Annotated in this window: 19 protein-coding genes; 11 read left to right on the top strand and 8 right to left on the bottom strand. The window is 69.1% G+C overall.

What is annotated here, in order from left to right; genetic code table 11:
• Positions 1–46: 46 nt before the first annotated feature.
• Positions 47–700, top strand: a complete 654-nt coding sequence (locus tag ACP2AD_RS04935) for a PEPxxWA-CTERM sorting domain-containing protein (RefSeq protein WP_425228975.1) — start codon at positions 47–49, stop codon at positions 698–700.
• Positions 701–715: 15 nt separating this feature from the next.
• Here the strand turns inward: ACP2AD_RS04935 and ACP2AD_RS04930 are convergent, their stop codons facing one another.
• Complete coding sequence (locus ACP2AD_RS04930) at positions 716–1,063, bottom strand: GntR family transcriptional regulator (RefSeq protein ID WP_425229215.1); 348 nt, start codon at positions 1,061–1,063, stop codon at positions 716–718.
• A gap of 72 nt (positions 1,064–1,135) precedes the next feature.
• Positions 1,136–1,702, bottom strand: coding sequence for a nitroreductase family protein (locus ACP2AD_RS04925; RefSeq protein ID WP_425228974.1), 567 nt, complete (start codon positions 1,700–1,702; stop codon positions 1,136–1,138).
• Between the two features lie 188 nt (positions 1,703–1,890).
• Between ACP2AD_RS04925 and ACP2AD_RS04920 the strand changes: the two genes are divergently transcribed.
• Positions 1,891–3,705 carry a peptide MFS transporter gene (locus tag ACP2AD_RS04920; RefSeq protein WP_425228973.1) on the top strand — a complete coding sequence of 605 codons (1,815 nt, stop codon included), beginning with the start codon at positions 1,891–1,893 and terminating at the stop codon, positions 3,703–3,705.
• Between the two features lie 242 nt (positions 3,706–3,947).
• Here ACP2AD_RS04920 and ACP2AD_RS04915 read toward each other — a convergent pair whose 3' ends face one another.
• Together ACP2AD_RS04915 and ACP2AD_RS04910 are read right to left on the bottom strand one after the other, a co-directional pair.
• Positions 3,948–4,943 (bottom strand): aldo/keto reductase, encoded by a 996-nt coding sequence (locus tag ACP2AD_RS04915; protein ID WP_425228972.1) that lies wholly within the window; start codon positions 4,941–4,943, stop codon positions 3,948–3,950.
• A complete protein-coding gene (locus tag ACP2AD_RS04910; RefSeq protein WP_425228971.1) occupies positions 4,940–6,220 on the bottom strand; it encodes a dicarboxylate/amino acid:cation symporter in 1,281 nt (426 codons plus the stop codon). The genes ACP2AD_RS04915 and ACP2AD_RS04910 overlap by 4 nt, the downstream gene beginning before the upstream one ends.
• Before the next feature lie 72 nt (positions 6,221–6,292).
• On the opposite strand from ACP2AD_RS04910, the gene glmM reads away from it, so the two are divergent.
• From glmM to ACP2AD_RS04875, 7 genes are all read left to right on the top strand, one after another.
• Positions 6,293–7,633 (top strand): phosphoglucosamine mutase, encoded by a 1,341-nt coding sequence (gene glmM / locus ACP2AD_RS04905; protein ID WP_425228970.1) that lies wholly within the window; start codon positions 6,293–6,295, stop codon positions 7,631–7,633.
• A 379-nt stretch (positions 7,634–8,012) separates the two neighbouring features.
• On the top strand, positions 8,013–8,285 hold the full coding sequence (locus ACP2AD_RS04900; RefSeq protein ID WP_425228969.1) for an HNH endonuclease: 273 nt from the start codon (positions 8,013–8,015) through the stop codon (positions 8,283–8,285).
• Positions 8,278–8,502 carry a DUF1272 domain-containing protein gene (locus tag ACP2AD_RS04895; RefSeq protein ID WP_425228968.1) on the top strand — a complete coding sequence of 75 codons (225 nt, stop codon included), beginning with the start codon at positions 8,278–8,280 and terminating at the stop codon, positions 8,500–8,502. Before ACP2AD_RS04900 ends, ACP2AD_RS04895 begins: the two co-directional genes overlap by 8 nt.
• 60 nt (positions 8,503–8,562) lie before the next feature.
• Complete coding sequence (locus tag ACP2AD_RS04890; protein WP_425228967.1) at positions 8,563–9,750, top strand: acyltransferase family protein; 1,188 nt, start codon at positions 8,563–8,565, stop codon at positions 9,748–9,750.
• Positions 9,683–10,450 carry a bifunctional hydroxymethylpyrimidine kinase/phosphomethylpyrimidine kinase gene (thiD, locus tag ACP2AD_RS04885; protein ID WP_425228966.1) on the top strand — a complete coding sequence of 256 codons (768 nt, stop codon included), beginning with the start codon at positions 9,683–9,685 and terminating at the stop codon, positions 10,448–10,450. Before ACP2AD_RS04890 ends, thiD begins: the two co-directional genes overlap by 68 nt.
• Positions 10,450–11,073: a ribonuclease HII gene (locus ACP2AD_RS04880; protein ID WP_425228965.1), complete on the top strand. Its 624-nt coding sequence runs from the start codon at positions 10,450–10,452 to the stop codon at positions 11,071–11,073. Before thiD ends, ACP2AD_RS04880 begins: the two co-directional genes overlap by 1 nt.
• A gap of 179 nt (positions 11,074–11,252) precedes the next feature.
• Complete coding sequence (locus tag ACP2AD_RS04875; protein ID WP_425229214.1) at positions 11,253–12,377, top strand: site-specific DNA-methyltransferase; 1,125 nt, start codon at positions 11,253–11,255, stop codon at positions 12,375–12,377.
• Here ACP2AD_RS04875 and ACP2AD_RS04870 read toward each other — a convergent pair.
• Together ACP2AD_RS04870 and ACP2AD_RS04865 are read right to left on the bottom strand one after the other, a co-directional pair.
• On the bottom strand, positions 12,374–12,724 hold the full coding sequence (locus ACP2AD_RS04870; protein ID WP_425228964.1) for a hypothetical protein: 351 nt from the start codon (positions 12,722–12,724) through the stop codon (positions 12,374–12,376). The two genes, ACP2AD_RS04875 and ACP2AD_RS04870, sit on opposite strands and share 4 nt — an antisense overlap.
• A gap of 48 nt (positions 12,725–12,772) precedes the next feature.
• Positions 12,773–12,943, bottom strand: a complete 171-nt coding sequence (locus tag ACP2AD_RS04865; protein WP_425228963.1) for a hypothetical protein — start codon at positions 12,941–12,943, stop codon at positions 12,773–12,775.
• A 58-nt stretch (positions 12,944–13,001) separates the two neighbouring features.
• Here ACP2AD_RS04865 and folP point away from each other — a divergent pair, with 58 nt between their 5' ends.
• A complete protein-coding gene (gene folP / locus ACP2AD_RS04860; protein ID WP_425228962.1) occupies positions 13,002–14,048 on the top strand; it encodes a dihydropteroate synthase in 1,047 nt (348 codons plus the stop codon).
• Here the strand turns inward: folP and ACP2AD_RS04855 are convergent.
• Positions 14,045–14,869 carry a LytTR family DNA-binding domain-containing protein gene (locus tag ACP2AD_RS04855; protein WP_425228961.1) on the bottom strand — a complete coding sequence of 275 codons (825 nt, stop codon included), beginning with the start codon at positions 14,867–14,869 and terminating at the stop codon, positions 14,045–14,047. The genes folP and ACP2AD_RS04855 overlap by 4 nt on opposite strands.
• Before the next feature lie 146 nt (positions 14,870–15,015).
• Here ACP2AD_RS04855 and ACP2AD_RS04850 point away from each other — a divergent pair, with 146 nt between their 5' ends.
• Positions 15,016–15,555, top strand: a complete 540-nt coding sequence (locus ACP2AD_RS04850) for a DUF2306 domain-containing protein (protein ID WP_425228960.1) — start codon at positions 15,016–15,018, stop codon at positions 15,553–15,555.
• 8 nt (positions 15,556–15,563) lie between these two features.
• On the opposite strand, the gene ACP2AD_RS04845 is transcribed toward ACP2AD_RS04850, so the two are convergent.
• The gene (locus ACP2AD_RS04845; RefSeq protein WP_425228959.1) at positions 15,564–16,325 is read right to left on the bottom strand and encodes an SDR family NAD(P)-dependent oxidoreductase; all 762 of its coding nucleotides are present in this window, start codon (positions 16,323–16,325) and stop codon (positions 15,564–15,566) included.
• Positions 16,326–16,402: the final 77 nt, after the last annotated feature.

Here is a 16,402-nt window from a genome sequence, read left to right as displayed (position 1 = left end):
CGCTGACCAAAATACGCCAATGCGATCAGGGGAATTGACGATGGGCATGACAAGGCTTGGATGCGCGATCGCCATCGCGCTGGCATCGTCGTGGGTAGCCGCGCCAGCGCTCGCGACCGATGTCACGTCGGGATCGGTTTCGGTCGGACCTGCCAGCCCGGTTCAGCTCGGACGACTGTCGCGCAACGGCGTCCAGCAGGACTGGACCGGCACCGAGACCTATCCTGGCGTCATCAACACGGGTACCTCCTATGCGTTCACGACGATCGCGGCGCCGTTTGGAGCAAACGCTTTTCAGACCGTCTATTATGACATCAACTTCGATGACGAGATGACCGACCTGTTTATCTCGGCGTACATGGACAGCTATGATCCGGCTAACAAGGCGCTGAACTGGCTGGGCGATGCGGGCAGCTCGGGCAATTATTTCCCCGGCGACCCCCGCTTTTTCGATGTGGTCGTGCCGATCGGCCATAGCCTGACGTTGGTCGTCAATTCGGCGAGCGGCAGGACCGCGTCATCGACGGCGAATTATCTGGTTTCGGCCTTTTCGGATACCGAGTATTCGGAAAACTTCCTGACCGCCGCGCCGGCGGTGCCCGAACCCGCGGCGTGGATGCTGATGATCGCCGGGTTCGGCGTGGCCGGTGGGGTGCTGCGACGGCGGGCGCGACCGCAACGCGCCGTGGCAACCGGCTGACGGCCGCCGCTTCGGTCAGGCGTCGGTCGGCTCCAGCAGCTGCGCCGCGTCGAGCCCGAGTAGTTCGATATAGTCGCGGATGCGCGGCCACTGGCCGGTGACGAAGCGCTCGCGCTCGGCGATGCGCAGGCGCTCGGCCGCGCCCGTGAGGACGAACATGCCGACGCCCCGGCGGACCTCGACATAGCCGTCGTCCTGAAAGCTCTGATAGGCCTTGGCGACGGTGAGCGGGTTGGCGCCGTGCTCGGCGGCGAGGGCGCGAACCGATGGCAATTGATCGCCAGCACCGTACACCTCGCGCAGGATGCCCGCGGCGATGGTCGCGCGCAGCCGGAGATAGACGGGGGAGTCACCGTCGATCATCCGGCGATACCGCACACTGTCATGGTGATCTAATACAGCAAGGGGGCAGGCGAGTCCAGCTTTGACAGCCGCTCACCATCGGCTGACGATCGCGGCCATGTCGGGGCGCGGCCGATCATCGAGCGGGCGCGCCGGGGTGCCGATAAAAACAAATCCCGCCAGCCGCTGGTCGGCCGTGCCGAACGCGTCGCGCACTCGATCCGAAAAGGCGGGCCAGCCGGTCAGCCAGCCCGCCGCATAGCCCATCGCATGGGCGGCATGGAGCAGGTTCATCGTCGCCGCGCCGGCGGACAGCTCCTGTTCCCACAGCGGCACCTGGTGGCCGTGGACGGGCGCGGAGAGGATGACGACTAGCGCCGGGGCCTGCAGCGCGAACTGGCGCGCCGTCTCCAGCTCGTGCGCCGGCGCGCGCGGGTGATCGGCGGCCCAGATATCCGCCAGCAGCGCCGCGAACCGCGCCCGGTCCTCTACCACGACGAAGCGCCACGGCGCGAGCTTGCCGTGATCGGGCGACCGCGCTGCGAGTAGGATCATCCGGTCGATCTCTGCGGGGCTCGGCCCGGGCCCGGCAAGATCGCGCGGCTTGCCCGAGCGGCGGGTGGCGAGCGCGGACAGGTAGCTGGTGGTGTCGTTGAGCATGGCGGCGATGTAGTGTTGCGAGCGGTTCGCAGCAACGGCTGGATGCGCCGAGAGGGGCCGCAAAGTGAACTCTGCGAGGCCGTGTACCGCCTCTCCCCGCCCCCGCCATTTACAGCCGGGCACAAGCCGTTAGGTTGGCTCGCAGAGCAGGCCGGAAAAGGCCGCCGGCGCATCTGGGAGCTTTGGACATGGTGGACACCCCCGTCGTCGAGACCGACCACGATCTCGACCTCACCCGTCCGCACGCGGTCGAGCCGGGGTCGCAATGGTTCGGTCACCCGCGCCAGCTCGCGCGGCTGTTCACCACCGAGATGTGGGAGCGGTTCGGCTATTACGGCATGCGCGCGCTGCTGACGCTGTACCTGACCAAGCATTTCATCTTCGCCGACGGCGAGGCGACCGGCCTGTATGGCGGCTATACCGCGCTGGTCTATCTGACGCCGCTGATCGGCGGGCTGCTCGCCGACCAATATCTCGGCGCCAAGCGATCGGTGAAGTTCGGCGCGATCATCATGGCGATCGGCTATTTCACGCTGGCGTTCGGCGGCTCACCGTCGAAGCCCTACGCCGTAATCGGCGGCCAGCGTTATGAGGTGCAGATCGACAATTTCCGCGACGGACCGACCAGCGCCAAGACCGAGCGGCGGATGCTGGTCGACGGCGGCCGTCGCTATCAGATCCACGGCAACGAGGACGGATCGGTGTCGCTGCTCAACGCCGACGGCTCGGTCGCGCGCAGCATTCCCAAGGACGGGCTGCAGTCGAAGAGTGAGAAGAACGGCACCGCGGTGGCGATCATGCTGCTCGCCCTGTCGCTGATCTCGGTCGGCAACGGCTTCTTCAAGCCCAACATCTCGACCATGGTCGGCGAGTTGTATGCGCAGGGCGACCGGCGGCGCGACAGCGGCTTCACCATCTTCTACATGGGGATCAACCTTGGCTCGATCCTAGGGCAGCTCGCCTGCCCGTTCCTGGCGGACACGGTTGGCTGGTGGGCGGGGCTGAGCTGCGCGGGCTTTGGCATGGTCATCTCGTGGCTGCTGATCCAGTTCAACGGCGGCAGGCTGGCCGGGATCGGCGAGACCCCCGTACAGGCCGGACCGGATCGCGCGCTGCTCATCTATCTCGGCGCGGCGGTGGCGGTGCCGATCGTGTTCCTGCTGTTCCAGAACGTGCTGGCGACGCCCAAGCTGTCGGCAGGAGAGGGGTTCTGGGGGGCGTTGATGGCGCTGCCGCTGCTCAACAAGGCGTTGTACGTCACCTTCTTCCTGTCGGTGCCGGGCATCCTCGCCTGGTCCTGGGTGGCGGGCGACCGGCGCGAGTTCCAGATGATGCTCGCGGCGATGGTGCTCATCACCTTCAACGTCGTGTTCTGGACGCTGTTCGAGCAGGCGGGATCGAGCCTGACGCTGTTCGCCGACCGCAACGTCAACCGCAGCGTGTTCGGGCTATTCGAGATGTCGGCGCCGCAGACGCAGAACTTCAACCCGGTCTCGATCGTCCTGTTCGCGCCGGTGCTGACCATTTTGTGGGGCGCGCTGGCGAAGCGGGGGTTCGAGCCGCCGATCCCCGTCAAGTTCGCGCTGGCGCTGATCGGCGTCGGCAGCGGCTTCCTGTTCCTGGTGTGGGGCACTAGCTTCGCCGGTGCGGATTTCCGGGTCGGGCTGTGGTGGCTGGCGGGACTGTATCTGATCCACAGCCTGGCCGAATTGTGCATCTCGCCGGTCGGGCTGTCGATGATCACCAAACTGTCGCTGGCGCGGATCGTCGGGCTGATGATGGGGGTGTGGTTCCTGTCGATCTCGGTCGCGCAGTCGCTGGCGGGGCTGCTGGCTCAATCGGCGAGCGTGGAGACAGTCGGCGGGCAGGTGACCAACCCGAAGGTCAGCCTGGACACCTACACCGCCGTCTATCAGCATTACGGGCTGATCACGATCGGCATCGGCGTTGTGTTACTGGTGCTGTCGCCGCTGATCCGGCGGTGGATGCATGGGGTGCAGTGAGGCGCGGTCGGCACGCCAGTAGCGCAGCGACGGGCGAGACCGCCAAGCCCGGCCGGCCTCGGCGCTGCCGAGGTCCGACGACGCTCTGCCGCGGCGCCGCCCTTTGGGTAACCCAAGTCCGAGGGCTGTCACGGGAGTAAATCCCGTGACGTCGGACGCGGCTGCTGGCCGCGCCGGCCGGCCTTTCGCGTCGATCGACGCTGCCCTTGCTCGATCGACGCGCTGCTGCGCTGCGCGTCCCGCTAAAGACGCACCATCCGCATTCCCCGTTCGCCGTACCGCGGCCCCGCCGTGCCGCCGTTGGGCGCGGCGGCGTCCAGCTCCGCCAGGTCCTGAGCGGTCAGCGCCACCTTGTACGCCGCCACCGAGTCGCGCATCGTCTCGCGGCGCTTGACGCCGGGAATCGGCACGATGTGCGGCCCCTGTGCAAGCAGCCACGCGAGAGCGACCTGCGCGTTCGACACGCCGTGGCGCGCCGCGACCGCCGCCACCGCGTCGACGATGGCGAGATTGTGCGGCATGTTCTCCGCCGAATAGCGCGGGTCCTGGTGGCGCCAGTCGTCCGGCGCGAGATCGGCCAGCGAGCGGATGCCGCCCGCCAGGAAGCCGCGACCCAACGGCGAATAGGGCACGAAGCCGATATCGTTGGCGCGGCAGATCTCCAGGATCTCGTCCTCCACGCCGCGTTCCCACAGCGAATATTCGCTCTGCAGCGCGGCGATCGGGTGAGTCGCGACGGCGCGGCGCAGCGTCTCCGGCCCCGCTTCGGACAGGCCGATGTGGCGGATCTTGCCCTCGGTCACCAGCTCGGCCATTCCGCCGACCGTCTCCTCGATCGGCACATTGGGGTCGACGCGGTGCTGGTAGAACAGGTCGATGCAGTCGATCCCGAGCCGTTGCAGCGAGCCCTCCACGGATGCGCGTGCGTTGGCGGGCGAGCCGTCGACGCCGACGATCGCACCATTGTCGCCGAACCTGAAGCCGAACTTGGTCGCGATCTGCAGCCCCTGCCGCTTGCCGTTGATCGCGCGGCCGACCAGCTCCTCGTTGGTGAAGGGGCCGTAGATCTGCGCGGTGTCGAGGAAGGTCGCGCCGCGCTCGATCGCCTCGTGGATCGTCGCCTCGCCTTCGTCCTCCGACGCGTGGCCGTAGGTGATGTTGCCGCCTGCCACCATCGGCATGCAGCCGATGCCGATCGCCGACACCTCGAACCGCTGCCCCAGCCACCGCTTCATCATCGTATCGTCTCCTGCACCAGCAGGTCGCCCTCGCCGCCATCGGCATCGGGCGCCGCTATCTCGCGCCGCCCTAGCGTGGCGGTCGTGGCCAGGTCCATCATGACGTTGCCGAGCGTCCGCATGATGTCGGGGATCGTCTCCACCGCGACCAGCAGCCCGAGCGGCGCGAGCGGCGCGCCCAGCGTCGCGGCCACGGGGGCGATGGCGCTGATGTAGCTGACCGTGCCCGGCAGGCTCACCGAACCGAGCGAGGTCAGCGTCGCGACCAGCACCGCCAGCGCCAGCGTCGCGGGCGGCAGCTCGATCCCGAACCAGCGCGAGACATAGATCGCGACACCCAGGTTCATGGCCGGCCCCGTCCAGCGAAAGATCGCCACCGCCAGCGGCAGCGTGACCCCCGCGGTCGAGACGCGCACGCCGAGCTGCTCCGCCCCGCCCAGCATCGCCGGCAGGCTGGCGAGCGAAGACTGGGTGGAGATCGCCACCGCCTGCGCCGGCATTGCTGCGCGGACATATCGGCCGAGTGACACCCGCGCGCCCAGCACCGCCATCGGATAGGCGAGCAGCGAAACGCTGAACCCGACCGCGACCAGCGTGCCGATATAGTGAAGCAGCGCCCCGAACGCGCTCGTCCCCGCCTTCGCGCCCACCACCAGCGCCAGCGCGCCGACCCCGAGCGGGCCGATCCACAGCACCCAGTCGATGACGACCAGCATCGCGTCGCGGACCGCGGTGAAGAAGCCGGTCAGCATTTGCCGCTGGGCCTCGCCGATGCGGGTCACGGCAAACGCGAAGACGAGGGTGAAGATGATCAGCGACAGAAAAGCGCTGTCGGCGGCGGCCTTGACGATGTTGTTGGGGATCGCCGCGACCAGGAACTCACCGATTGGCGGCACCGGTGGAATCGCCTCAGCCTGCCCCAGCGCATGCCGGAGCGCCGCGGCCGCGTCGGCGGGCAGCGGCGCGATCGACAGGAAGAGCGGCGTCAGCAGCGCCGACAGCGTCGCTGATACCGCAAGCATGACGACGTAGAGCGCGATGGCGCGGCCCGCGAGCCGGCCGGCGCGCGCCGCTTCCGCCGTCGCCGCGACGCCGGTGACGAGCAGCGAGACGACCAGCGGCACGATCGTCATCTGCAGCCCGTTGAGCCAGGCGCTCCCGATTGGCTGCGCGACCGCGACCGTGCCGGGCACCGCTCCGGGCGCCAGTGCGGCGAGCGCGATCCCGGCGGCAAGGCCGAGCACGAGCGACAGGAGGATGCGTGTGGCCTGCGACATACTCGCCCTTCGTTGCGTGGCGCGCTATCGCTGCCCGTCACCGGGCAGATAGCGCAACAACCTGAGGCCTGCATGGCAAGAAAATATTTCGGCACCGACGGCATCCGCGGCGCGACCAATACCCAGCCGATGACCGCGGCGATGGCGATGCGGGTCGGGATGGCCGCAGGTGCCTATTTCCTGCGCGGAAGTCACAAGCACCGGGTACTGATCGGCAAGGACACGCGGCTGTCGGGCTATATGCTGGAGAGCGCGCTGGTCGCGGGGTTCACCAGCGTCGGGATGGACGTGGTGATGACCGGGCCGTTGCCGACGCCCGCGATCGCGATGCTGACCCAGTCGATGCGCGCCGACATCGGCGTGATGATCTCCGCCAGCCACAATCCGTTCGCCGACAACGGCATCAAGCTGTTTGGCCCCGACGGGTATAAGCTGTCCGATGAGGCCGAGGAGGCGATCGAGGCGCTGATCGACAGCGATGTTCCCCTCGCCCCATCGGCCCAGATCGGCCGCGCACGGCGGATTGACGACGCGCAGGGCCGCTATATCCACTTTGCCAAGGCTACCTTTCCGCGCGACCTGCGCCTCGACGGGCTGCGCGTCGTGGTCGATTGCGCCAACGGCGCGGCGTACAAGGTCGCGCCCTCCGCGCTGTGGGAGCTGGGCGCCGACGTTGTCGAGCTGGGCGTGACGCCGAACGGGACGAACATCAACGACCGGGTCGGCTCGACCGCGCCTGAGACGCTGAGCGAGACGGTGGTCGCGAGCGGGGCGGACATCGGCATCGCGCTGGACGGCGACGCCGACCGGCTGATCGTCGTCGACGAGGGCGGGCGGATCGTCGACGGCGACCAGCTGATGGCGACGATCGCGACCGGCCTCGCACGCGCGGGGCGGCTGAAGGGCGGGGGGCTGGTCGCGACTGTCATGTCCAACCTCGGGTTGGAGCGGCATCTGGCGGCGCAGGGCCTGGGCCTGGTCCGGACCAATGTCGGCGACCGCCACGTGCTCGAGGCGATGCGCGCGCGCGGCTACAATGTCGGCGGCGAGCAGTCGGGGCACATCATCCTTGCCGATCACGCGACGACCGGCGACGGGCTGGTCGCGGCACTGCAGGTGCTCGCGGAACTCAAGCGCGCGGGTGCGTCGGCGAGCGAGGTGCTCCACCGCTTCGAGCCGCTGCCGCAGGTGCTCAAGAACGTCCGCTTTGACCGCGGCGCCAGGCCGCTGGAGGCGGACAGCGTCAGGGCGGCAATCGCGGCAGGCGAGCAGGCGCTCGACGGCACGGGGCGCGTCCTGATTCGCGCGAGCGGGACGGAGCCGGTGATCCGGGTGATGGCCGAAGGCGAGGATGCGCGCGCGGTCGAGGCCGTGGTCGACCGCATCTGCGCGGCGGTGCGAGAAGCAGCATGACCCTAAGACGCTACCTGAACGAACCGATCCCAGAAGTGTTTGAGGCTGGCCGAAACCTCAGTCTGGCGGTAGATGCTCATCTCGCAGGCGATCGCGCATCTGCGGCCGCGATGTTGATGAGGGCGAATTGCCCGAAGGTGCGTCCGTTCATTAATGCGGGCTGGGGAGAAGGCGCCAAAGCACGATACGCATTTTCGACTTTGATGGACGCGCCCATTTATCTGCCCGTTTCTGCCAGACCCGTGCCGCGTATGCCGAATACGATCACCAGAAAGGCGGTTAAGGCGCGCGACGGCTGGCACTGCCGCGTTTGCGAAATGCCAGTCATTGAGCCGGCCGTCCGGGATGTACTGAGGCGAGAGTATCCGGGCGGAGTCCAATGGCCTGGCAGGACACCGGGAAGCATGCGGCCTTCATGTGTCTGTGGCTGCAATATGATCACCTCCTGCCGAACAGTCGTGGCGGAGAGAGTTCGATCGACAACGTCGTGGTGACATGCGCAGCCTGCAACTTCGGCCGAATGGAGGCGACGCTAGAAGAGGCGCGGCTAGAAAACCCGTTTCTTCGAGAACGCGATCCGAAGCGGGAGCCCTGCGCGTGGGACGGACTAGAGCGTCTGCTGGGGCCATGCGGACCTTCTTCCCATGCTTGAGATGCGCCCGGATTGCGAGCGCTGCGGCGGCGACCTGCCGGCCGCGGCCGGCGGCGCGTTCATCTGTTCATTCGAGTGCACCTTCTGTGCCGCATGCGCCGAGGCGCTGGACGAGCGGTGTCCGAATTGCGGGGGTGAGCTGCTCGACCGGCCGACGCGAACGGGGGCGGCGCTGAAGAAGCATCCGGCGGCGCAAGAGCGGCGGTTCCGCGGCTAGTCCACCGCTTGGTTGATTTATGTCAAGGTTTTGATGTTAGATGCGCCGGCGCGGGGGCGTATGACATCAATTCCATCGATCGGGCCGCATCGGCCCGCTCAATTTCTGACGATCCAATATATCCGTGGCGCCGCGGCGCTGGCGGTGGTCGTCTTTCACGTGCTCGCCTTCAAGCTGGCGCCGCCGGGCTGGACCTGGTTGCATGTCGGGCAGCGCGGGGTCGATGTGTTTTTCGTGATCAGCGGGTTCATCATGTTCACCGCAGCACGCGAGGAACGGTTCGGCGAGTTCTGGCGCCGCCGCCTGCTTCGCCTCGTGCCGCTCTACTGGCTCGGCACCGCGGCGATGTTCGCGCTCATGATCTGGGAGAAGGGAACTCATCCGAGCGGCAGCGATACGCTCGCCTCGCTGCTATTCATTCCCCGGTACAGCGACGCCAGTCCGGGCCACATCAACCCCATTCTCTATGTCGGCTGGACACTCCAGTACGAGATGTTCTTCTACCTGCTGTTTTCCATCGGGCTGATCGCGCGTCGGCCGGTCATGGCGCCGGTGGCGCTGCTCGCCGGATGCGTGCTGCTGGGGCGGGTGTGGTCGCCGCATAATGCGCTGGTCGTCACCTGCACCAGTCCGTTGCTGATCGAGTTCGGCGCCGGACTCCTGCTGGGGAAGGTGGCTGCGTCGCGCTCGCTCGCGGGCGGACGCTGGCTCCTGTGGCCGGGCATCCTGCTGCTCGGTGTTCCGGCGTTGCCCGGGTGGGGCATCGGCGTCGCCGCGACCCTGGTGGTCGCCGGCGCGGTAGGATTCGACCAGCGCGGGTCGATGCGCGCGCTGGCCTGGCCAAAGCTGCTCGGCGACGGCAGTTATGCGTTATACCTTGTGCACCCGCTGGTGATCTCGCTCATCGGGGTCAGCCTGGCCAGGGCCGGGGTGGTGATCAACGGTGCCGGATTGGTCTGGGCCGCTGTCGTCGTTGCCGCCACGGCGCTGATCGCCGGGCTCTCCGCCAATTATTGGGTGGAGCGGCCGCTACTTCGGCTCGGTAACCGGTGGTGGCCAGCCAGACGAATCCGCTTCGACCTGATCGCGCCGGCGCGGCATCCCGCCGATCCGCGCGGAGGCCGGGTGCCGGCGGAGTCGGCGCTGGCGCGCGGTCCCATCGCCGGGTACGGCGCGCGGCATGACGATCCCGCGCATCCTGATCGTCGCCGGGTCAGACTCTGGCGGCGGCGCGGGGATACAGGCTGACATCAGAACGGTCTCTGCGCTGGGCGGGCATGCGTCGACCGCGATCACCTGCGTCACCGCGCAGAATACAGTGGGTGTCGACGCGATCCACTTGATCCCGTCTGCGGTCGTGCGCGCGCAGATCGAGGCGGTGGCGGGGGATATTGGCGTCGATGCGGTGAAGATCGGTATGCTCGGGTCACCGACGGTTGCCGAAACGGTCGCCGACTGGCTGGAGCAGGTCGACGTACCCGTCGTGTTCGACCCCGTCATGGTCGCGACAAGCGGCGCTCGGCTGGCTGAGGCCGCCACGATCGCGGGGTTCGAGCGGTTGATGGGGCTGGCCTCGATCGTTACGCCCAACCTGCTGGAGCTGCAGGCGCTTGGCGGGCGCGACGCGGTCCTACGCTACGGCTGTCACCTTGCGGAGAAGGGCGGCCATGGCGACGCGGCGATGCTTGTCGACCGGCTCTGGGCCCCCGACGGCACGCTGCTGGCGTCGGTCGAAGCACCGCGCCTCGACACGAACGCGACCCACGGCACCGGCTGCACCTTTGCGAGCGCGCTGGCGACGGCGCTGGGGCAGGGCCATTCGATGGCGGATGCGTTTTCGGCGGCGGTGCGATTCGTCCGGCTGGCGATCCAGGCCGCGCCGGGGCTGGGCGGCGGGCACGGGCCGATGGGGCAGCAGTTCGTCCGCAACTTCCCGGGTATCGCGTGATGGCTGCGCCTTCTCGTCCGAACCGCCGCCCCTCGCTCAGGCATGAGAAGCTGTGCCTCGCGCCGGTCGCGGGGGTCGACGAGGCCGGGTGCGGGCCGCTGGCGGGGCCGGTGGTCGCGGCGGCGGTGATGCTGCCCCTGAAGGGCGTGCCGCGTGGCATCGACGACTCCAAGAAGCTTACTGCCGGCGAGCGTGCGCGGCTGTACGGGCGGCTGCTCGCCTGCGCCACGGTCGGCGTCGGCATTGTCGAGGCGGACGAGATCGACCGGCTCAACATATACTGGGCGCGGATGAAGGCGATGTGCCTCGCGGTCGAGGCGCTCGCCCATGCGCCGGCGCACGTCTTGGTCGACGGCAACCGCCTGCCGCGGTGGGAGCACGCCGCCACTGCAATCGTCGGTGGCGACGCACTCAGCCTGTCGATCGCCGCCGCCTCGATCGTTGCCAAGCACACGCGCGATCAGATCATGTGCGTGCATGCCGAAACCTACCCGCAATATGACTGGCATTCGAACAAGGGCTATGCCTGTCCCGCCCACAAGCGCGCGCTGCGCGAACACGGGCCATCGCCGCTCCACCGTCGCAGCTTCGCGCCGGTTGCGCAGGCGGAACTCGGCCGGTGAGTCTTTCGGGTCACACCGCTACCGGTTGAGGCTGCGATCTACGGGCGGACTCAAGATGTAGGTTCTCGCGTCTGGCCACCGGGCTGTTAACGCGATCTTCACCGCCGGCGTTAACCAATGTCCGCTTGACGGAGTCCGATCGGGGCGGGTTCCATGCGCGAGGCGGGGGGGCGGTCTGGATGGGGGTCACGGCGAAACTGATGGCGACCGCGCCGCCCGTCGTGGCCGGGGCGCTGCCGCTCGACGGCATCATCATGGCCGACTGCATCGCCGCGATGAAGGCGCTGCCCGCCAAGTCGGTCGACCTGATCTTCGCCGACCCGCCCTACAACCTGCAGCTCGGCGGCGAGCTGTTCCGCCCCGACGGCAGTCATGTCGACGCGGTCACCGATGCGTGGGACAAGTTCGAGAGCCTGAAGCATTATGACGCCTTCACCCGCGCGTGGTTGGCGGAGGCGCACCGGCTGTTGAAGGATGACGGCACGCTGTGGGTGATCGGGTCGTACCACAACATCTTCCGCGTCGGCGCGGCGGTGCAGGATCTGGGGTTCTGGATCCTCAACGACATCGTCTGGCGCAAGGCCAATCCGATGCCCAATTTCCGCGGCACCCGCTTCACCAACGCCCATGAGACGCTGATCTGGGCGAGCAAGGGCGAGAAGGCAAAATACACGTTCAACTATCGCAGTATGAAGACCTTGAACGACGAGCTGCAGATGCGGTCGGACTGGGAGTTCCCGATCTGTGGCGGGCCGGAGCGGCTCAAGGCCGATGGACACAAGGTCCATCCGACGCAAAAGCCCGAGGCGCTGCTGTACCGCGTGCTGCTGGCGTCGACCAAGCCCGGCGATGTGGTGCTCGATCCGTTCTTCGGGACCGGCACGACGGGCGCGGTGGCGAAGCGGCTGGGGCGGCGCTGGATCGGGATCGAGCGCGAGCCCGCCTATTGCTCCGCTGCCGCGGCACGGATCGCGGCAGCGCTGCCGCTCGACGAAACCGCGCTCACGACGATGCAGTCGCCCCGCTCTGCCCCCAAGGTGGCGTTCGGGACACTGGTGGAGACCGGCTGGGTGGTGCCGGGCACGGTGCTCACCGACGCGAAGCGGCGCTGGGCTGCGACGGTGCGCGCCGACGGCTCGCTGCTCAGCGGCTGCGGGACGGTGGGGTCGATCCACAAGCTCGGCGCGGTGCTGCAGGGGGCGCCGGCGTGCAACGGGTGGACTTTCTGGCACCGGGAGGGCGATGGCGGACTGGAGCCGGTCGACGCGGCGCGGCAGCTCTACCTGCTGGCGACGCAGCCCTAGCGGGGCGTGATCGCGCAGGAGAGGATCATGAACCAAGTCGTGCTGAGCGCGAGTGCGGCGGCGGCGCACAGTTGCACCCGGCCGCGCCGCACGACCAGCGCCAGCACCCCGATCGCCGCCAGTTCGAAGCTGCTGATCGAGTCGCGTATCCAGTTCGCGTAAGCCGACATCAGCATCAGGTTCTGCACCACGGCGAGTACACACAGCGCCAGCAGCGCGGCGGCGTAGCGCCGGTGCTCGCGGTTGTGGAAACCGCGTAGGTCGATCTCGCCGGTTGGCGGCGTCTCCGGTGCGACAAGCGCGCACAACGCATATTGCCCGATCGTCATGATCACGCTGACGAGCACCAGATAGGGCGACTAGGCCGTTACGTTCCTAAGCGGCCAGTACGAGCCCTAATTGCCGATCGTCAGCGTCAGCGCTGCCCACATCCACAACGCATGGACGGCCGACCAGCGCACCCGCTCGGCATGACGGATCAGAGCAATGAAGGCGGCGACGAGATGCGTCAGCCCCAGCGACGACACGATCGCCAGCAGCGCGAAAACGAACTCGAAAGCGGTCACCGGCATTCCCCCCGTCTCACCCTAGCGCCGCCGCGCCAGATGCGCGAGGGGAGCGGCGATGCACCTCCTCCCCACCCAGTTCGTCGCCTCGCCCGTGCGCCACCCCGACGGCGTCGTCGCGCGGCTGGCGGGTGGCATGCAGTGGTTTGCGGCGTACGATTTGCGTGAGGGAGGCATGCTGCGCAGCGTTCCCGTAGCGGACGTCGCAACCCTCGGTCCGCGCGCGCAGCAGCTTCATGCGCGTATCACGGCGCCGCGGCCGCAGTTGTTGCTCGGGCAGCGCGTGCTGCGCTTCGACCAGCCGCTGGTCGCGGGGATCCTCAACGTCACCCCCGACAGCTTCTCCGACGGCGGCGAGCATACCGGCGACCCGGCGGGCGCGGCGGGGGTAGGAACCGACATGCTCGCGGCGGGGGCGGCGCTGGTCGATGTCGGCGGCGAGTCGACGCGACCCGGTGCGACGGCGGTCTGGGAGGGTGACGAGATCGCCCACGTCCTCCCCGTGATCGAGCGGCTGGCGCGGGGCGGGGGGGTGGTGTCGATCGATACGCGCAAGGCGGCGGTGATGGAGGAAGCGCTGGGCGCTGGCGCGGCGATCGTCAATGACGTGTCGGCGCTGTCGTGGGATGAGCGCGCGCTGGAAGTCGTGGCGAAGGCGGGGTGCCCGGTCGTGCTGATGCATTCGCCAGATCCGAAGACGGGCGGGCATGGCCGCGTCGCCTATGGCGATGTCGTCACGGAGGTGTTCGACTGGCTCGACGCGCGCATCGATGCGGTGGTCGCGGGCGGGGTCGATCGCACGAGGATCATCGCCGACCCGGGGATCGGCTTTGGCAAGACGCTGGCCGAGAACCTGCAGCTGCTCAATGCCCTGCCGCTGTTCCACGGGCTGGGCGTGCCGCTGATGCTGGGGGCGAGCCGCAAGCGGCTGATCGGCGCCCTGTCGAACGAGGCGCCGGTGGCCGAACGGCTGGGCGGCAGCGTGGCGCTGGCGATGAAGGGCGTGGAGGCCGGGGTGCAGCTGCTCCGCGTCCACGACGTCGCCGCGACCGTGCAGGCGGTGCGGGTCTGGCGCGGGCTGCGCGACCAGGCGCTGGTCGGCTAGTACCAGCCCTGCGCCTTGAGATCCGGCGCGACGGCGCGGGCGACGGGTGCGTCGAGGCCGTTGACGAGCGTCAGCCGAACGTTGCGGCCATCGCGCGCGACGCCGGTTACTGCGGCGCGGGCGACCCACCAGCTGCGATGCACCTGCGCGCCCGCGACGCCGTCCAGTTCGGCCACCGCGTCGCGCATGCGGAGCAGGATGAGGGCGGAGCCGTGCGGGGTATGGGCGCGGACATAATGATCCTCCATCTCCAGCGCGAGCAGGTCGCGGCCGAGATGCGGCGGCAGGCGGTCGAGCAGGCGCGGCGCCGCCGGCGCGCATGCAGCCTCGGGGGCGGGCGAGACCGGCAAGCCCGGCCGGCTGCCGTCGGGATCGAGGTCCGACGGCGCGGCGTCATTGTGGCGCGGGGCCTCTGCCTCGACCCGCCGGTCCGCCGTCACGAACCACAGCACGAGGCAGGCGATCGCCGCGACGATCAGCACGTCGCCGTACAGCGCCGCCGCCTCGTCCAGCGTCGGCGGCGCGACGGGCGACCACAGCCGGTTGGCGTACCACACCACCGCGGCCATCGGCGCGCTGGCGGCGATACATCCCGCAGCCCACAACGCCGCGGCCGGCAGCGCGAGCCGCGCGGCCAGCACGTTCGCGCCGCGGATCACGGGCATGTAGAGCGCATAGCCGCCGATGCTGAGCAGCAGCCAGAACAACAGCCGCGTCGCGACCGGCGCGGCGAAGCTGCCGAAGGGCCCGAGCAGCGCCAGCGCGATACCGAGCGCCACCATCACGGCAAGGTCGATCAGCATCCGGCGCAGGGTCAACATCGCGGGCCTGTGCTTATCGCCACTTGGCGCTTCGCGAAATGGCGTGCGCGTGCAGACCGCGAAGCATCCGGCCCGTCGGCGCAGGTGCGGTTGCCCGCGGACGGGCGGCGGGCAGAAGCGGCGGCGACCCCATCGGAGCCGACCCCATGACCTCGCTCGCCCTGCCCCGCACCGATCGCCCGGCCCGCCGGCCCGCCGCCGACCTGAAGCCCCGCATCCGCATCGCGCTGGCGACGGGCGCGCTTGCTATCCTGGCGCTGATCGGGGTGGCGCTGACCCGCGCGCTGCTGTTCGGCGCGCCCGGTGCGGCGGCGTTGAGGGAAGTGGCGCTGGCGGTCCACCTGGCGGCTGTCATCCCGGCGCTGCCGCTCGGCGCATGGGTGCTGCTGGCGAGGAAGGGCAGCCCGCGGCACCGGCTGCTCGGCAAGATTTGGCTGGCGCTGATGGTGACGGGCGCGGTGTCCGCCCTATGGGTGCGGCACCTCAATGACGGGCGGCTGAGCGCGATCCATCTGCTGGTGCCGGTGGTGCTGGCCGGCGCGTGGCGCGTCGTCGCGAGCGCGCGGCGGGGCGACATCGTTGCGCATAAACGCGCGCTGATCGGGCTGCTCGCCGGCGGGATGATCACACCCGCGCTGCTCAGCTTCGTCCCGGGCCGGCTGATGTGGACGTGGCTGGTGGGCTAGGTTGTCCCTCAGAGCGTGTAGCCGCCATCGGCCAAGAGCGTCGCGCCGGTGATGAGCGCCGCGTCGCCGGACAGCAGCCAGGCGACCTGCGCCGCGACCTCCGCCGGCTTCGCGTAACGACCGAGCGGGGTCGCCATCGACGCCAGCTCGGCGAAGGCGACATCGCGGCCGATCACCGCCGCCCGCGCCGCAAACATCGGCACGCCGTCCCATACCGGCGTCTCCACCCCGGCGGGCGCGAGTGCGTTGATGCGGATGCGGCGTGGAGCGGCTTCCTTTGCGGCGACCCTGACCAGCTGAAGCAGCGCGGCCTTGGACGCGCCATAGGCGGCGGTGCCGGCCTCCGCCCTGACCGCGGTCGCCGACGACAATGCGACGATCGCGCCGCCGCCCTTTTCTCCGGCGCTCATCGCGCGCAACGCCGCACGCAGCGTCAGAAACGCGCCGTCGAGGTTGACCGAGAGGATACGCCGCCACTCGGCGAAGGGCAGCTCGGCGATCGCGCCCGCGCCCGCAACGCCGGCATTGACGACGGCGTGGGTCAGCCCCGCCAGGTGCGGCGCGACGTCGTCCCAGAACGCCTCCTCCGCGACGCTGCCTGGCAGCGTTTCGATCGAACAGGGCAGGTCGATGCGGTTGAGCGCGGCGCCGTCGAGGTCGACCAGCACCAGCTTCGCGGTGCCGTCCGCCGCCAGCCGCTCCGCTACGGCGAGGCCGATGCCCGGCGCGGCGCCGGTGACGAGGATGGTGGCGGCGGCGAAGTCAGGCATTGCGGAGCGTTAGCGGGGCAGTCGCCCGGGGGCTATTCGGGCGCGCGGCCGTGAAGCCGCGGCGTCGGACGGGTCGG

The sequence above is a fragment of the Sphingomonas sp. genome, from assembly GCF_965248875.1.
In the GTDB taxonomy this organism is placed as follows: domain Bacteria; phylum Pseudomonadota; class Alphaproteobacteria; order Sphingomonadales; family Sphingomonadaceae; genus Sphingomonas.
Note: the sequence above shows the minus strand (reverse complement) of the source record. Positions and strands in the feature narration are given on the sequence as shown.

Coding starts and splice junctions, on each gene's coding strand:
- ACP2AD_RS04890 (WP_425228967.1), top strand. CDS start 8,563: ATGACATCAATTCCATCGATCGGGCCGCATCGGCCCGCTCAATTTCTG.
- glmM (WP_425228970.1), top strand. CDS start 6,293: ATGGCAAGAAAATATTTCGGCACCGACGGCATCCGCGGCGCGACCAAT.
- ACP2AD_RS04875 (WP_425229214.1), top strand. CDS start 11,253: ATGGGGGTCACGGCGAAACTGATGGCGACCGCGCCGCCCGTCGTGGCC.
- ACP2AD_RS04850 (WP_425228960.1), top strand. CDS start 15,016: ATGACCTCGCTCGCCCTGCCCCGCACCGATCGCCCGGCCCGCCGGCCC.
- ACP2AD_RS04930 (WP_425229215.1), bottom strand. CDS start 1,063: ATGATCGACGGTGACTCCCCCGTCTATCTCCGGCTGCGCGCGACCATC.
- ACP2AD_RS04880 (WP_425228965.1), top strand. CDS start 10,450: ATGGCTGCGCCTTCTCGTCCGAACCGCCGCCCCTCGCTCAGGCATGAG.
- ACP2AD_RS04915 (WP_425228972.1), bottom strand. CDS start 4,943: ATGATGAAGCGGTGGCTGGGGCAGCGGTTCGAGGTGTCGGCGATCGGC.
- ACP2AD_RS04935 (WP_425228975.1), top strand. CDS start 47: ATGACAAGGCTTGGATGCGCGATCGCCATCGCGCTGGCATCGTCGTGG.
- ACP2AD_RS04920 (WP_425228973.1), top strand. CDS start 1,891: ATGGTGGACACCCCCGTCGTCGAGACCGACCACGATCTCGACCTCACC.
- thiD (WP_425228966.1), top strand. CDS start 9,683: ATGACGATCCCGCGCATCCTGATCGTCGCCGGGTCAGACTCTGGCGGC.
- ACP2AD_RS04845 (WP_425228959.1), bottom strand. CDS start 16,325: ATGCCTGACTTCGCCGCCGCCACCATCCTCGTCACCGGCGCCGCGCCG.
- ACP2AD_RS04895 (WP_425228968.1), top strand. CDS start 8,278: ATGCTTGAGATGCGCCCGGATTGCGAGCGCTGCGGCGGCGACCTGCCG.
- ACP2AD_RS04855 (WP_425228961.1), bottom strand. CDS start 14,869: ATGTTGACCCTGCGCCGGATGCTGATCGACCTTGCCGTGATGGTGGCG.
- ACP2AD_RS04910 (WP_425228971.1), bottom strand. CDS start 6,220: ATGTCGCAGGCCACACGCATCCTCCTGTCGCTCGTGCTCGGCCTTGCC.
- ACP2AD_RS04925 (WP_425228974.1), bottom strand. CDS start 1,702: ATGCTCAACGACACCACCAGCTACCTGTCCGCGCTCGCCACCCGCCGC.
- ACP2AD_RS04900 (WP_425228969.1), top strand. CDS start 8,013: ATGGCCTGGCAGGACACCGGGAAGCATGCGGCCTTCATGTGTCTGTGG.
- folP (WP_425228962.1), top strand. CDS start 13,002: ATGCACCTCCTCCCCACCCAGTTCGTCGCCTCGCCCGTGCGCCACCCC.